Here is a 15397-nt window from a genome sequence, read left to right as displayed (position 1 = left end):
TTACTTAATTTTTACACTAATTTTACAATAAAAAAACCGCCTTAGGCGGTTTTTGATTTAAACATTATAGAATTGTTAAGTTTTTTATTATTTGTTACTAGAAATTAAATTGCGCTTGCAATCTTAACAAATTTCCTTGCTGTCTATTATTCATTTTAGCGCTGTCTTCAAAAGTCCTGTCAGAAATAACCCATTCTGCTACTAACTCAAAGGCTTTTAACGGCTGCCATTCCAATCCAAATTCATAATCTCTTACTATATAACTTCTGGCATCTTTTTCAAATTTCTTTCCTCCGTCATAATATTGAAATTTAGCAAAAGGATATAATAAATGGTGTCTTGGTAAATCCCATTTGTAATTCAAAGTCACATATCCTCCTTGTAAATCATCCGATTGTATAGAATTGGTAGTTTTATCATAACGCGGTCCTTTTCCAATATTATACTCCGTTTGAATTCCAAATGGTTTTGGATAAAGAACAAAAGTAGCAGCAGCTCGCTGATCAACTACATAGGTTTTATCTAAAGGTGTAGTTACGCCGGTCGAAATTTCGTTTGTAAAAGCCCATTTTCCAGTATAAGCTTGCAATCCAGGCTCAATAATTTGATTCCCGATTACAAAAGGATAAGTTACTCTTGCCACTACATGCAGATCTCTATTAGCCTCCGATTTATTGGCCGTTTGTCCATTATACGCTCCAAATGCGAATACACCATAATCTCCAGAACCTTTGTAACCTTCACTTACTAACATTGCAAAACGTTCTCTGATTTCACTTGGTGCCCAATAAAAGAAAACACCTAAATCACGTTCATTAACAACTGCACTGTTCAGACCATCATTACGATCCAAAGTCAATCTATTTTGACTAGACTGCAAATTTTCAAATCCATAAGGCACTTTACTTTGACCAATTCTTACTCTATATTCTTTTTTCTTGTCAAATGACAAGTCAAAATAAGCATCTCGTAACTGCGCAAAATTATTCACGCCTGAACTAGGCGAACTTGCGAAGTCCGGTTGAATATAAAAATAAACATTAGGATGTATTTGACCCGAAAAAATTATACGGGCTCTTCTAATAAAAAACCCATTATTGGATTTTGCATCAGGGTCTGAAGAGGTTGTACCCCATGACTTATCACATTGATCACAAGAAACTTTATCATTGGTAGAAAACAAACCGTTATATCTTACCTGTACATATCCGCGAATAGAAAATTTGTCGTACCACTTTTCCTTTTTTTCTGTTTCTTTCACAGCAACAGGCTTTGCTTTATTGATAGAGTCCATGTAGCGGGCAACCGCTTTGGTAATTTGATCGTTTGTAACTTCTTGAGCATTAACTATACCAAAACTCAATATCATTATTGCAACTATAACTTTTTTCATTTCTTTTATATGAATGTTAATTTGCGGCAAAGGTGATACTGCTATGTTAAGTTAAGGTTAACACAACGTTATTTAGATGCTAATTTAATGTTAATGCTCTTTTTCTGATAAAATTATTTAGACTTTAAACCATTGAAGAGCCACCTAAAAAACTAATTATCAAGTAATTACAATTAAACACTTTAGATTAACAAATGATTAATTTAATCTTTCCTCAAACCAAATTGATCGGTGATATAAGTCTTTTCAAGCGTAAAAGAAAACTCAGAACCTATTCCAAACTCACTTTCGACATAAATTTTTTCTTTATGTGCTTCAATAATATGCTTCACTATGGAAAGTCCTAAACCAGAACCACCTTCGGTACGGGAACCGCTTTTGTCCACTCTATAAAATCGTTCAAAAAGTCTGGGAATGTTATGTAACTCTATTCCCTCTCCATTATCAGTAACTCGGACCAGCACTTTTTTATTGGTCAAGTTCACAATGGAAACTTCTGTCAAACCGCCTTCTTTTCCGTATTTTATGGAATTTACAATCAAATTTTCAATTACTTGCTGAATTTTGTCTTTGTCGCCATTTACAAAAATGGGCTGAATCTTATCATTCTCGAATGCCAAAGTGATATTCTTTTTATCAGCTTTCATTTCCAACAAATCGAAAACATTCTGAATCAGTTTTACAATATCAAATTTTGTAAACTCAAGATTTAAATCCCCTGATTCCAATTTGGTAATCATATCCAAATCTTCGACAATATAAATCAAGCGCTCCACTCCTTTTTCGGCACGTTTTAGGTATTTTTTTCTAATGGATTTATCCTCCATAGCGCCATCGATGAGAGTTGACAAATAACCTTGGACGGTAAATAATGGGGTTTTAAGCTCATGGGAGACATTTCCTAAAAACTCTCTTCTATATTCTTCACGTATTTGAAGCATTTCGATCTCCAGCTTTTTATCGGTGGCAAATTTCTTTACTTCTCGTGTTAAAGTTTCCATATCGGTGGTTATGGGAGTATTGATAAATGTACTCGATTCTAATAGTGCCACATCATCGTAAATTTTCTTTACCCTTCGGTAAATAAATCGCTCCACTCGGTATTGCAAAACAAAAAAGGAAAACACATAAACAAAAAACAAGCTAATAAAGCCAAACAATAGCATGTTCGAAAAAGAAGATTTGAACAGTATTACAGAAAGAATCATGCAAAATCCCGACACAAATAAACTGATGTACAAAGAGGATTTTATTGCAAACTTGTAACTTTTCTTAAAATTGATTTTCATTATTGATTTAGCATGCGCATTATGGTTATTTGAAAAAACTTTTAGAATTTTTAAACTAAAAAGCTAAGTTAATAAGATTCTAAGTTGCAAAGCCAAAAAAATACTTGCTTTTTCTAAATACCAGTCTATTAATTCTAGATTTTTGAGTTAGTTATTCATTTTATTTGAAGTTGTTACCCTAAATCTTAGAATCTAAACTTCAAACTTATACCCTACTCCTTTTATTGTCTTAAAAAGATCATCTCCTATTTTTTCACGAAGTTTTCGAATGTGAACATCAATTGTTCTTCCGCCGACTACTACATCATTTCCCCAAACCTTATCCAAAATTTCTTCCCTTTTGAATACCTTACCCGGCTTTGAAGCCAAAAGATAAAACAACTCAAATTCTTTTCTTGGTAAAGCAATTTCGAGATTATCCTTTACAATTTTATACTCTTCACGGTTGATTTCAATACCACCTACATTAAGTGTTTCACTGTTTTGATCCTGTTCTTTCAATCTACGCAACAATGCTTTCACTTTGCTGACTAATAATTTTGGTTTAATCGGTTTGGTGATATAATCATCAGCACCAGCATCAAATCCTGCTACTTGCGAATAGTCTTCGTTTCTGGCTGTCAAAAATGTAATGATAACATTATTCAACTCAGGAATTCTTCTAATATGTTCACAAGCTTCCATTCCGTCCATTTCTGGCATCATAACATCCATTATGATAAGGCTTGGTATTTCTTTTCTTGCTTTTTCAATAGCATCCTTACCATTGACAGCTGTAACAATTTGATACCCTTCTTGTGCTAGGTTATAGCCTACAATTTCTAAAACATCCGGTTCATCATCAACCAGTAGAATTTTGGTGTTTCTTTTCTTCATATTTAATGGCAAAAAATTAAGCTTTCTCGTTGTATTTCTCTCTTAATTAAACACAATGACTTTTTATTGCAATGTAAAAGTAATAATAAACGGTAAGTATCAATGCAGAAAATCATGTCTTAACCTTAATTTAATATGTTAACGATTTCATAATAATAATAACATTGATTGATAACCTGCTATTAACACAAAGACTAGATTCCTGCCATTTCTTTGCAGAAAATTAAATACTACTTAAAATGAAATTAAAATTTCTATTCTTTACACTATTTATTTGTGTTATTGGTTTCTCACAAAGCAAAGGAACAATAACTGGTGTTTTATTGGACAAAGATTCCGGAAATCAATCCTTACCATTTGCCAATGTATTAATAAAAGGAACAAAAATTGGTACTAATACAGATGTCGATGGAAAATATACGATTACAATCGCCCCTGGCGAATATACTGTTCAATTTAGCTTCTTAGGTTATGAATCAGTCGAAGCACCTGTAAAAGTAGTAGCCAACGAAACGGTTATTCTAAACAACTCACTAGGCACAGGGAGTTACACATTGAAAGACGTAGTTATCAAATCAAATGTAGGTCGAGAAAAAGAAACCGCATTATTATTAGATCAAAAACAAGCAGTGGTTATCAAACAAAGCATCGGTGCCCAAGAAATGTCAAGAAAAGGCGTTAGCGATGTAGAAGAAGGTTTGACAAAAGTTACTGGTATTAGTAAAGTAGACGGAAGAGGTTTGTTTATACGCGGACTTGAAGACAGATACAACAATTTATTGGTGAATGATTTACAATCGCCATCCAACAGTCCTTTCAAGAAAATAATCCCATTGGATTTATTCCCAACTGATGTTGTAGGGGTTTTGAATGTTTACAAAACTTTTAATCCAAATATTTCAGGAGACTTTGCTGGAGCCACCATAAACATACAAACAACACAATCCAAAAGCATAGCAAAATTAAACATTGGATTTGGCTATACCACAAATAACAACCTGAATGATTTCCTTCTTTCTGATGATGCCAACTCAACAAAAGGAACCTTTGGATTAATTGGAGACGATAGAGCCCTTCCAGGTGTTTTTGGTTCAGTTCCTAATGGGACAAAACTTTCACCAACCGAATACGAAGAAAACTACGGCACAAAAAACTGGGATGTTCAAGATACAAACAGCCCTTTAAATTCTAGTCTTGGTTTTTTATATGCCGAAAAATTTGATTTAGAAAAAAACAGAGAAATCAGTTATGTTTTTTCATTCAATTTTGACAATAAATACATTTTCACTGAAGGTGTTGACCGAACTTTCAATCTTGGCCAAGGAAATTATGACAATAATTTATACAACACCCAATACAACTATAGAACTACTTTCTCTGGTTTGGGAGGTATAAAATACAAAACAGACCGTTTCAATATTGCTTTAAACTCAGTTTTAATCAAAAGCACTGAAAGTAAAATACAAGACCAATTAGGATACACGAACAGTTTGGCCAATGACACAAATAATCTTATAAGATTGAATCAATTCGAAGAAACTGTTTATTGGAATACACAGCTGTTTGGGGATTATAAAATTACCGAAGATGGGAAACACAGCATTAAAGCTGGAGGAGCTTATGTAAACACCTCTTTTCAACAGCCAGACAGAAAATTCATTACAGGTCTAAAGGTTAATGAAAATGACATAAACATGTCATATGGAGGAAACAACTTGAACCGCCAATACCTTGATGTAAATGGAAATTTCTATTTCTCTTCATTACTTGAATACAACTGGAAATTTGGAAACAAAGAAAAATTAAACAATTTATCTGTTGGTTACAATAGTTTTTATAATGATATGCAGTCTACTTACCGATTCTTATCAACTAAAAGAAATATAGATAAAAATTATACTGCTCCTTTAAACACGATAAGTACAAACATTAATGAAGACACCAATAATGGAATCATCTATGTTCAAGAAGAATCAAATGGAGATTACAAAGTAAAACTAAATCAATTTGTAAATGCCGGATATGTGAACATGTTCTTTCCAGCAGGTGAAAAATGGGACTTAAACGCTGGAGTAAGAGCAGAAAATTCTAATCGCGAAATAAAATACAGAGAACAAGGCGACCCTTTTGGAAGCCCTTACCGTACCAAAACAGATGACAAACTTGACATTTTACCATCTGTAAATGCAAAATACCTATTAAACGAAAACAGCAATCTTCGTGCATCGGTTGCAAAAACAATAACACGACCAGTTGCAATGGAGTTACTTCCAATAAACTATATTAATGCAGATGCAACTTCAGAAAGTGGAAATCCAAATTTGCTGAACAGTGAAAATTACAATGCAGATATTAAATATGAAGTGTTCCCAAATAGTAAAGAATTATTTGCTGTGGGTGTATTTGGAAAAATGATTAATGATCCAATCGAAAGAGTTTTTAAACCTACTGCAAACAGTGGAGGACAAATAACAACTTTCAAAAACTCAGAACAGGCAATAATCTTTGGAGCAGAAATCGAAGTGCTTTATCAATTGAGCCGAATTAACGAATCCCTATCTAACTTTTCATTTGGTTTCAATACCTCAATAATGAGTACTGATGTAACTATTGACATTAAAAAACAAGGTAACGAGTTAGAAAACAGCACTCATAGAAAACTTCAAGGAGCATCAAACTGGCTAATCAATACCGATTTGAAGTATGACTTCGTTGTAAACCAAGATTGGAAAAACACTATGACCTTGGTATACAATGTTTATGGAGATCGAATTTTTGCAGTAGGTTCTTCTGGACTTGACCATATTTATGAAAAATCGTTTAGCAAATTAGATTTTGTATGGTCAAGTATATTTTCGAAAAACATTGAGATGAAATTTGCAGTAGAAAACATTTTGAATCCAAGCTACAGAAAGGAATTAGGAAACAACAGTACTATAAATATTACTGAAAATTCTTTAATAGTCCGAGAATATAAAAAAGGGGTAGGATTCTCTGTCAATCTAGGATATACATTTTAACAAACTATAAAAAAAAGAGCTTATTCAGCTCTTTTTTTTATTTAGATACATAACACAAAATTTACATGCAGTTGATTGTTATATAATACTATAATAACAATTACGTAACTAAAATTTAGAACCCTCAAAGTACTTTTGAAACAAATAAATAACACGAAAAACTTATAATTTTAAAATTATCAAAAATGAAAAAATTAGTATTTAGCCTTGCCTTATTATCGACGGTATTCATTGGTTGTACATCAAGTGACGATGATGTTGTAACACCTCCTGCAACAGGTTCTGGAGAAATAACAGGTGACATTACAGCTCCAAAAACATATATCAAAGGTACTTACTCTATAAGTGGTACTGTGAGAATAAAATCAGGTGCTACACTTACTTTTGAAGCTGGATCAGTTATAACTGCTGATGTTTCAAATGGAGCAGATGCATTATTAGTAGAGAATGGCGGAAAATTGAATATCGCAGGCACAGCAGCTGAACCAGTAGTATTTACAGAGAAATCAAAAACTCCTGGATCTTGGGGAGGAATTATAATGTTTGGTGATGCACCAATCGTTTCTGGTAAAACTGCCGAAGGAACACCAATAACTTCTGCTACATCTGAAGATGGAACAAACATCGTTTACGGAGGTACAAATGCCGCTCACAATGGTGGTTCATTAAAATATGTACGTGTTGAATATGCTGGTAAAAAAATCCTTGACGGAAACTCTGAAATGAATGGTTTTTCATTTTATTCAGTAGGTTCTGGAACAGTTTTAGAAAACCTAGTATCTTACAAAGGAGCTGATGACGGTTTTGAATTTTACGGAGGAACTGTAAGTGCAAAAAATCTAATCTCTTATGGAAACTCAGATGATTCATTTGACTGGCAAGATGGATGGCAAGGTCAAGCAAACACTAACTGGTATGCATACCAAGTTGGAACTGGAAATTTTGGAATGGAAATCGAATCAAAAAGTGTTAACAATGCTTTCTTTCCAAAAGTATCTAACATCACTTTAAGAAGAGCTGCAGGAACAGTAACTGAAGCAGGAAATCCAACTGAAATTGATGCAATCCAATTCAAAAAAGAAGGAAACGGTGAATACTCTAATATAGTAATATCAGGATATGCAGCAAATGCAGCTATAGCTAGAATCCAAGATGCCAACACAAATACAAATCAAGTTAATGGAGGTAAAATAAAATTACTAAATGTAAAAATTGCAGACAGCACACCACTAACTGGTGCAGGTTCATCTTCATTTACAGTTAGTTTCCCAGTAGGAAATTTTACTACCAGCACAACTTCGACTGGAGCAGCTTTAACACCAGGAGCTTGGGCAATTGTTGACGGAGTAAATTTGCTAGCTAATTTGTAGTCAATTCCCAATAAAATCACAAAAAAAGACTGTCCTAAAAAAACAGTCTTTTTTTATGTTCTGATTTTGAATATTTTATTATCTTTACTACTCATTAAGCAAAGCCAATGAAAAAAAACTACTTTTATATTATACTTTTACTGGCAATATTTTTTACAACTGCTGCAACAGCACAAGATAGTAAGCAATTGCCAAAAGTACAAGAGAACACTTCTATTGAAGGGTTAAATTTGTACCCAAACCCTGTGACTACTGGCAAAGTCTATATTTCTTCAAAAAACGACTTAGAAAAAGAAATCATCATTTTTGACGTATTAGGAAAAAAAGTATTGCAAACCATTATCACCACAAAAGAGTTAAACGTTTCCAATCTTTCTCCAGGTGTTTACATCATAAAAATCACCGAAGAAAATGCAACCAGCAGCCGAAAACTGATAATCCAATAATTCTTCTAAAAATATTCATAAAAGTTCCAATTTACATTGGGACTTTTTTTTGCTTTTTTTTTCAAAGCCATAAACATCAAAAACAAAAAGGTTCCAAAATAATAATACCTTTGCATTCAAAAAAAAGAACTTGATTACAGCCAGCGATATATTTACCATTTCGAGTCAGAAGCAATTTGAAAAAATAGCTTTAAAAGTATTCCGTTTTCAGTATGAAAATAATTTGGTGTACCAAGAATTTTGCGATTTACTAAAAACCAATCCGCAAAAAATAAAATCGTTGCATCAAATTCCTTTTTTGCCAATTCAGTTTTTCAAAAGCCATAACGTTGTCTCCAACAACGACCCTATTCAGGCAACTTTTACGAGTAGCGGAACAACAGGAACCATCACTAGCAGACATCTTGTTACAGATGTTTCCATTTATGAAGAAAGCTATCGCAAAGGTTTTTCTCAATTTTACGGAAACATTGAAGATTATGTTGTCTTAGCCTTACTCCCTTCTTATCTTGAAAGAGAAGGTTCTTCCTTGATTTATATGGTTGACGATTTAATCAACATGACCAATAATCCCGAAAGTGGATTTTACCTCAACAATCACGACGAATTAATCCAAAAATTGGTTGTATTAGACCAAGCGGGACAAAATGTAATTCTCATTGGCGTTACCTATGCTTTATTGGATTTAATCGAAAAAAGAACCTTCGAACTGCAGCACACCATTATCATGGAAACCGGCGGCATGAAAGGAAAACGCAAAGAAATGATTCGTGAAGAATTACATGAACAGCTTTGTAACGGTTTTGGAGTTTCTGCCATCCATTCTGAATACGGAATGACTGAATTGCTTTCCCAAGCTTATTCGTTAGGCAATGGCGTATTTGAATGCCCCTCTTGGATGCAAATACACATTCGGGATACCGAAGATGCTTTGACATATATAAACGACGGAAAAACGGGCGGAATTAACGTTATCGACCTTGCCAACATAAACTCCTGTTCATTTATTGCCACGCAAGATTTGGGCAAAAAATATCCCAATACCACTTTCGAAGTATTGGGACGTTTTGATAATTCAGATATTCGTGGTTGTAATTTGATGGTGGTGTAAAATTGTTTGTTGTTTATCGTTTATTGTATATGGTCGCAAAACTCTTAAACCATATTAAACAGTTAAACATTAAACCCTTAAACTACTCTAATCACAAAATAATTTTTCTTTCCGCTTTGCAAAAGTACAAACTGATCGTTAATCAAGTCTTTTGAAGAAAGTACAAAGGTTTCATTCACTTTTTCTTTGTTTACCGAAATAGAATTGGCAGTCAAAGCTCTTCTTGCCTCTCCATTTGATTTAAAGAACCCTGTTTTTTCATTTAAAACAGTAACAATATCCAATCCGGCTTCTACATCGCTTTTTGAAATATCAGCTTGAGGAACTCCATCAAAAACTTCTAAAAAAGTAGTTTCATCCAATTGTTTCAAATCATCTGCAGTTGCATTTCCAAAAAGAATATTCGAAGCTTTAATCGCTTTTTCCAATTCATCTTTTGAATGCACAAAAACAGTTAACTCTTCAGCTAATTTTCTTTGTAATACTCTTAAATGCGGAGCTACTTTATGCTCTTCAATTAAAGCATCTATTTCTTCTTTTCCAAGGAAAGTAAAAATCTTGATATATTTCTCGGCATCAACATCAGTGGTGTTCAGCCAAAATTGGTAAAATTTATAAACCGAGGTTTTATCCGCTGTCAGCCAAACGTTTCCGCCTTCGGATTTTCCAAATTTAGAACCATCAGCTTTGGTAATTAACGGACACGTCATTGCAAAAGCTTTTGCTTCTTCACCAACGTTCATTCTTCTAACCAATTCAGTTCCTGTGGTGATATTCCCCCATTGGTCAGAACCTCCCATTTGCAACAAGCAATTGTATTCTTTATGCAAATGATAAAAATCGTATCCTTGAATTAATTGGTATGTAAACTCCGTAAACGACATTCCTTCTCCTTCGCCAGATAATCTTTTCTTCACAGAATCTTTAGCCATCATATAATTTACCGTAATACGTTTACCGACATCACGCGCAAAATTGATGAATGACAATCCTTTCATCCAATCGTAATTATTTACCAAAACTGGAGCATTTGCCGCTGTATCATTAAAATCTAAAAAACGAGACAAAACACCTTTTATACCTTCAACATTATGATTTAAAGTGGCTTCGTCCAATAAATTTCTCTCATCCGATTTTCCGGAAGGATCTCCAATCATTCCAGTCGCACCACCCACCAAAGCAATAGGTTTGTGTCCAAAATTTTTAAGGTGAACCAATAAAATAATTGGCACCAAACTACCAATATGCAATGAATCTGATGTGGGATCAAATCCAATATAGGTAGTTGTCATTTCTTTTAAAAGTTGTTCTTCAGTTCCTGGCATCATATCGTGAACCAACCCACGCCATTGTAATTCGGAAATAATATTTTTCATTTCTAATAATCAATTTTGAGCAAAGATAACAATTTCAATGGCAATGGCAATTTCAAAAAACAATAGCAATTTCAACACCAATGCCAATATCAATAGCAATTCAATGGCTATAAAAAAATTTTATGATTTAACACAAAATAGTATATTTACAAAATGGTATTAGTCACAGGAGGAACAGGTTTAGTAGGCGCACATCTTTTAATTCACCTATTAGAAAAAGGAGAAAATGTTCGTGCCCTCTATAGAAATTCAGAAAGCACCCAAAAAACAAAAGCCCTTTTTTCATTGTATCAAAAAAATGGTCTTTATAATTCTATCCAATGGGTTCAAGGAGACATTCTGGACATTCCTACTTTAGAAAATGCCTTTCCTGAAATAGATCAAGTGTACCATTGTGCCGCGATGATTTCTTTTGATCCAAAAGAGGAAGAACTCGTCCGTAAAACCAATATCGAAGGAACGGCTAATATTGTCAATTTTTGTTTGGCCAATAATATCAAGAAACTTTGCCATGTGAGTTCCATAGCCGCTCTTGGTGACCTTCCTGAACACGAATCCATAATTACCGAAGAAACTGAATGGAATCCCGAAAAACCACATAGTGATTACGCCATTTCAAAATATGGTGCCGAAATGGAAATTTGGCGAGGTCTTCAAGAAGGCCTTCAAGTAGTGATTGTAAATCCTGGTGTCATTATTGGTCCGGGTTTTTGGAACCAAGGAAGTGGGGAACTTTTCACAAAAGTAAAAAACGGACTACCATTTTACACCAAAGGATTAACTGGTTTTATAGCCGTTTCGGACGTAGTGTCCATACTGCATCAACTGATGAACAGTCCCATCCATGGTGAACGTTTTACGTTAATAAGCCAGAATATTATTTTTCAGGATTTCCTAAATTCCATCGCTGATGCCTTAAAAGTCAAAAGACCCAAATATCATGCGACTCCGCTTATGATAAATACCTTATCAAAACTGGACTGGGTTGCTTCTAACGTTTTTGGTCAAAAGAGACAACTTAGTAAAGCTTCTGCAAGATCTTCATATACAACAGATTTATATTCCAATGAAAAAATAAAAAACGCCTTGAATATTACATTCATAGACGTTCATAATTACATAAAGGAAATTACAAATATGTAACTGCTTTTATTTTTCAGTTTTTAAATCTCGCTTCTTTTGCGCAATGGAATCTTTCTTTGTTTTGATTTTCAAATTCTTGTTTTTATTAGCCTTTTTGATAGAATCCATCACTTTCTTTGCTTTTGCTTTTTTAAGTGCCGCCTCTTTTTTTTCCTCTTTTTTGACTATTAATTCCAAAGCCGTATTCTCCTTACCCAAACGATCATTAAGATCATCATACATTTTTTTATATTCTCTGTAATCCGCAGCATAATAGGCGTTGCTTTTGGCAAACTGAAGGCTGTCAATTTTATATTTTTTGTAGATATATGTCTTTGGATTGATTCCGTTCTTATATAAAGAATTTGGATCTTGATACTTTAAAGCTTCCAAAATCGATAAATCATAAAGAATATCTCCCATCACTTTTTTGTCAATAAGATTATCCGGTTTTTCAACCAAATCCTTATTACAACTCAAAAATAAGGCCGCTAAAGCAAAAAGAGAAATGTACTTTTTCATCTAAATTATATTATCTATCAAACAACATTCTTTGTCCAGCACGAATGTCTTTTACTTTAAAACCAGAATAAACCATTTTGCCATTTACAAAAGTATGGGTAATTCTAGATTTAAATGTATATCCTTCAAAAGGAGACCATCCGCATTTTGAAAGTATATTTTCTTTCTTTACACTCCAAGGCAATCCTGCATTAATAATAACTAAATCGGCAAAATAGCCTTCTTTAATAAAACCTCTTTTTTCAATTTTGAAAATCTTGGCCGGATTGTGGCACATTTTTTCTACAATTTTCTCGACACTTATTTTCCCTTGATGATGCGCTTCAAACATAGCCACAAGAGCATGTTGCACTAATGGCCCACCGGAAGGAGCTAGCAAGTATTTTTGTTTTTTCTCTTCCAATGTATGTGGGGCGTGATCTGTGGCAATAACATCTATGCGCCCATCATTAAGTGCTTCCCACAATACTTTTCTGTCGTTAGCGGTTTTCACGGCAGGATTCCATTTAATCAAATTACCCTTAGTTGCATAATCATCATTGGTAAACCACAAATGGTGCACACAAACTTCGGCTGTAATTTTTTTATCTTCTAAAGGAATTTTATTGGTAAACAATTCCATTTCTTTGGCAGTCGAAAGATGAAAAACATGCAGTCTAGCTCCCGTTTTTTTTGCCAAAGCAACAGCTTTTGAAGAAGAAATATAACAAGCCTCTTCACTTCGGATAAGATGATGCGCTGTTACCGGCACATCTTCCCCAAATTCTTCTTTATATTTTTCTAAATTGTTCTTAATTGTCATTTCATCTTCACAGTGAACAGCAATTAACATTGAAGTACACGAAAATATTTTTTCCAAAACTGCTTCATTATCCACCAACATATTTCCTGTGGATGACCCTAAAAATATTTTGATTCCAGCAACATTCTTAGGATTTGTTTTTAAAACTTCCTCCAGATTATCATTAGTTGCGCCCATCATAAAAGAATAATTGGCAAACGATTTTTCGGCAGCAATTTTGTATTTTTCTTCAAGAATTTCCTGGGTAACAGCATTAGGAACAGTATTTGGTTGCTCTATAAAAGAAGTGATACCGCCAGCAACAGCAGCTCTGGACTCTGATTCAATATCTCCTTTATGAGTAAGTCCCGGCTCTCTAAAATGAACTTGGTCATCGATAACTCCAGGCAAAAGATAATTGCCTTCCGCATCAATAATCATACAATCTGATGATTTTAGACTAATGCTTTCAGAAACCTCAACGATAAGATCATTTTCCACTAAAACGTCACCTTCAAAAATAACGCCTTCATTTACTATTTTCGCATTTTTAATTAAATATCTATTCATAGTATCTTTTCATTTACAAACTGTTAAATAACTTTTTTAAACGCAACATTATAACGCCAAATACGGCTTCAACAATTATAGAATTACTCATTTTGGACTGCCCTTTGGTTCTGTCTGTAAAAATAATAGGCACTTCCGAAATGGCAAACTTTTTACAAAACGTTCTATATTTCATTTCAATTTGGAAGGCATACCCAACAAATTTAATTCTGTCCAAATTAATAGCTTCCAACACTTCTCTTTTGTAGCAAACAAATCCGGCAGTAGCATCGTGTATTTTCATCCCCGTAATCATACGAACATAGACTGATGCAAAATACGACATTAAAACACGACTCAAAGGCCAATTAACAACATTTACTCCCGTAACATAACGAGACCCTATAGACAAATCAGCATCACCAAAATGACAGGCATCATATAGTTTTTCCAAATCATGAGGATTGTGTGAGAAATCGGCGTCCATTTCGAAAATAAAATCATATTTTTTTTCCAATGCCCATTTAAAACCATGAACATAGGCAGTACCAAGTCCCGATTTCTTGGCTCTTTTCTCCAAAAACAACCTACCGTCAAACTCAGACTGAAGCATAACTACTTTATCAGCAGTATGATCAGGAGAGTTATCATCTATAATTAAGACATGGAAAGGTTTGTGTTGAGAGAGCACTGCCCTTATAATGCTTTCGATGTTTTCAATTTCGTTATAGGTAGGAATTATAACAATGCAATTGTTCATGTTTCGCGTAATTTCCGTGCAAAAGTAACCTTTTTATGCCATTTGATTATTATAAAATTATAATAAATAATGTTATAAAAATCACTAATTTTGCTCTAATTATGACTGAACATGTACTTCATCCTAGAATAACCGACACTAACGACTGGGTAACTCTCGTTTTTATTATGGCTTTTGGCATCATTGCTTTAACAAAATCCATATATGAAAACCGTTTTGAAGATTTCACCAAGTTAATATTTTCGGACAAATACATTCGAATATACAGAGACAGCAGCCATTTGATGGGGATGTTCTCAATCTCCTTATTCTTTGTCCAGATTATTTCATTTTCATTTTTTATACAAATTTTATTGGATCGTTTTGGTTATGGTTCAAAAACAGATTGGGTTTTGTTTATTCAAATATTCACTTTTATCATTTACTTCATTTTATCTAAATTTTTGATTGAAAAAATCATTGCAACTACATTCAAGATAGAAGAACTTGTGGAACAATTTAATTTACAAAAGGTTACGTATCGCACTTATGTCGGTTTAATATTACTACCAATTGACATCATTTTATTCTATTATGAATCTATCTTAAAAAATATCCCGCTGCTAGTTCTATATAGCATAGTAGTTCTGAACGTTTTAATCTATGTATACTCTATAAAAAACTACAGAAACGAAATTTTCAGCAAGTTGTTTTATTTTATTTTATATCTTTGCACTCTTGAAATGGCACCCTATTATTTTATGTACTATTGGTTTACAAAAGGTAGCGTTTAGAAATTATTT

At 33.5% G+C, this 15397-nt stretch carries 12 protein-coding genes and 1 pseudogene; 6 read left to right on the top strand and 7 right to left on the bottom strand.

Annotation, left to right across the window (positions count from 1 at the left end; all coding sequences use genetic code 11):
• Positions 1-97 precede the first annotated feature (97 nt).
• From B0E44_RS17305 to B0E44_RS17295, 3 genes are all read right to left on the bottom strand, one after another.
• Positions 98-1393: a porin gene (locus tag B0E44_RS17305; RefSeq protein WP_077378190.1), complete on the bottom strand. Its 1296-nt coding sequence runs from the start codon at positions 1391-1393 to the stop codon at positions 98-100.
• A gap of 203 nt (positions 1394-1596) precedes the next feature.
• Positions 1597-2682 (bottom strand): cell wall metabolism sensor histidine kinase WalK, encoded by a 1086-nt coding sequence (locus B0E44_RS17300; RefSeq protein ID WP_077378187.1) that lies wholly within the window; start codon positions 2680-2682, stop codon positions 1597-1599.
• Between the two features lie 192 nt (positions 2683-2874).
• On the bottom strand, positions 2875-3558 hold the full coding sequence (locus B0E44_RS17295; RefSeq protein ID WP_077378184.1) for a response regulator transcription factor: 684 nt from the start codon (positions 3556-3558) through the stop codon (positions 2875-2877).
• Between the two features lie 239 nt (positions 3559-3797).
• Between B0E44_RS17295 and B0E44_RS17290 the strand changes: the two genes are divergently transcribed.
• The 4 genes and pseudogenes from B0E44_RS17290 to B0E44_RS17275 all read left to right on the top strand — a co-directional run.
• The gene (locus B0E44_RS17290; protein ID WP_077378181.1) at positions 3798-6578 is read left to right on the top strand and encodes a TonB-dependent receptor; all 2781 of its coding nucleotides are present in this window, start codon (positions 3798-3800) and stop codon (positions 6576-6578) included.
• Between the two features lie 185 nt (positions 6579-6763).
• Positions 6764-7948 carry a hypothetical protein gene (locus tag B0E44_RS17285; RefSeq protein WP_077378178.1) on the top strand — a complete coding sequence of 395 codons (1185 nt, stop codon included), beginning with the start codon at positions 6764-6766 and terminating at the stop codon, positions 7946-7948.
• Between the two features lie 107 nt (positions 7949-8055).
• Complete coding sequence (locus tag B0E44_RS17280) at positions 8056-8394, top strand: T9SS type A sorting domain-containing protein (RefSeq protein ID WP_077378175.1); 339 nt, start codon at positions 8056-8058, stop codon at positions 8392-8394.
• Between the two features lie 115 nt (positions 8395-8509).
• A pseudogene (locus B0E44_RS17275) lies at positions 8510-9505 on the top strand (acyl transferase); the annotation flags it as partial.
• A gap of 77 nt (positions 9506-9582) precedes the next feature.
• On the opposite strand, the gene tyrS reads toward B0E44_RS17275, so the two are convergent.
• A complete protein-coding gene (tyrS, locus tag B0E44_RS17270) occupies positions 9583-10881 on the bottom strand; it encodes a tyrosine--tRNA ligase (protein WP_077378169.1) in 1299 nt (432 codons plus the stop codon).
• Between the two features lie 153 nt (positions 10882-11034).
• Between tyrS and B0E44_RS17265 the strand changes: the two genes are divergently transcribed.
• The gene (locus B0E44_RS17265; RefSeq protein ID WP_077378166.1) at positions 11035-12024 is read left to right on the top strand and encodes an NAD-dependent epimerase/dehydratase family protein; all 990 of its coding nucleotides are present in this window, start codon (positions 11035-11037) and stop codon (positions 12022-12024) included.
• 6 nt (positions 12025-12030) lie between these two features.
• Here B0E44_RS17265 and B0E44_RS17260 read toward each other — a convergent pair whose 3' ends face one another.
• Genes B0E44_RS17260 through B0E44_RS17250 form a run of 3 tightly spaced genes read right to left on the bottom strand, consistent with a single transcriptional unit; the run spans position 12031 to position 14615 of the window.
• Positions 12031-12525: a DUF4296 domain-containing protein gene (locus B0E44_RS17260; RefSeq protein ID WP_077378163.1), complete on the bottom strand. Its 495-nt coding sequence runs from the start codon at positions 12523-12525 to the stop codon at positions 12031-12033.
• 10 nt (positions 12526-12535) lie between these two features.
• A complete protein-coding gene (locus B0E44_RS17255) occupies positions 12536-13876 on the bottom strand; it encodes a dihydroorotase (protein ID WP_077378160.1) in 1341 nt (446 codons plus the stop codon).
• 13 nt (positions 13877-13889) lie between these two features.
• Positions 13890-14615 carry a polyprenol monophosphomannose synthase gene (locus B0E44_RS17250; protein ID WP_077378157.1) on the bottom strand — a complete coding sequence of 242 codons (726 nt, stop codon included), beginning with the start codon at positions 14613-14615 and terminating at the stop codon, positions 13890-13892.
• Between the two features lie 101 nt (positions 14616-14716).
• Here B0E44_RS17250 and B0E44_RS17245 point away from each other — a divergent pair, with 101 nt between their 5' ends.
• Positions 14717-15388 carry a DUF4271 domain-containing protein gene (locus tag B0E44_RS17245; RefSeq protein WP_077378408.1) on the top strand — a complete coding sequence of 224 codons (672 nt, stop codon included), beginning with the start codon at positions 14717-14719 and terminating at the stop codon, positions 15386-15388.
• Positions 15389-15397 lie beyond the last annotated feature (9 nt).

Origin of the sequence: Flavobacterium sp. A45, from assembly GCF_002001005.1 — a bacterium.
In the GTDB taxonomy this organism is placed as follows: Bacteria; Bacteroidota; Bacteroidia; order Flavobacteriales; family Flavobacteriaceae; genus Flavobacterium.
Note: the sequence above shows the minus strand (reverse complement) of the source record. Positions and strands in the feature narration are given on the sequence as shown.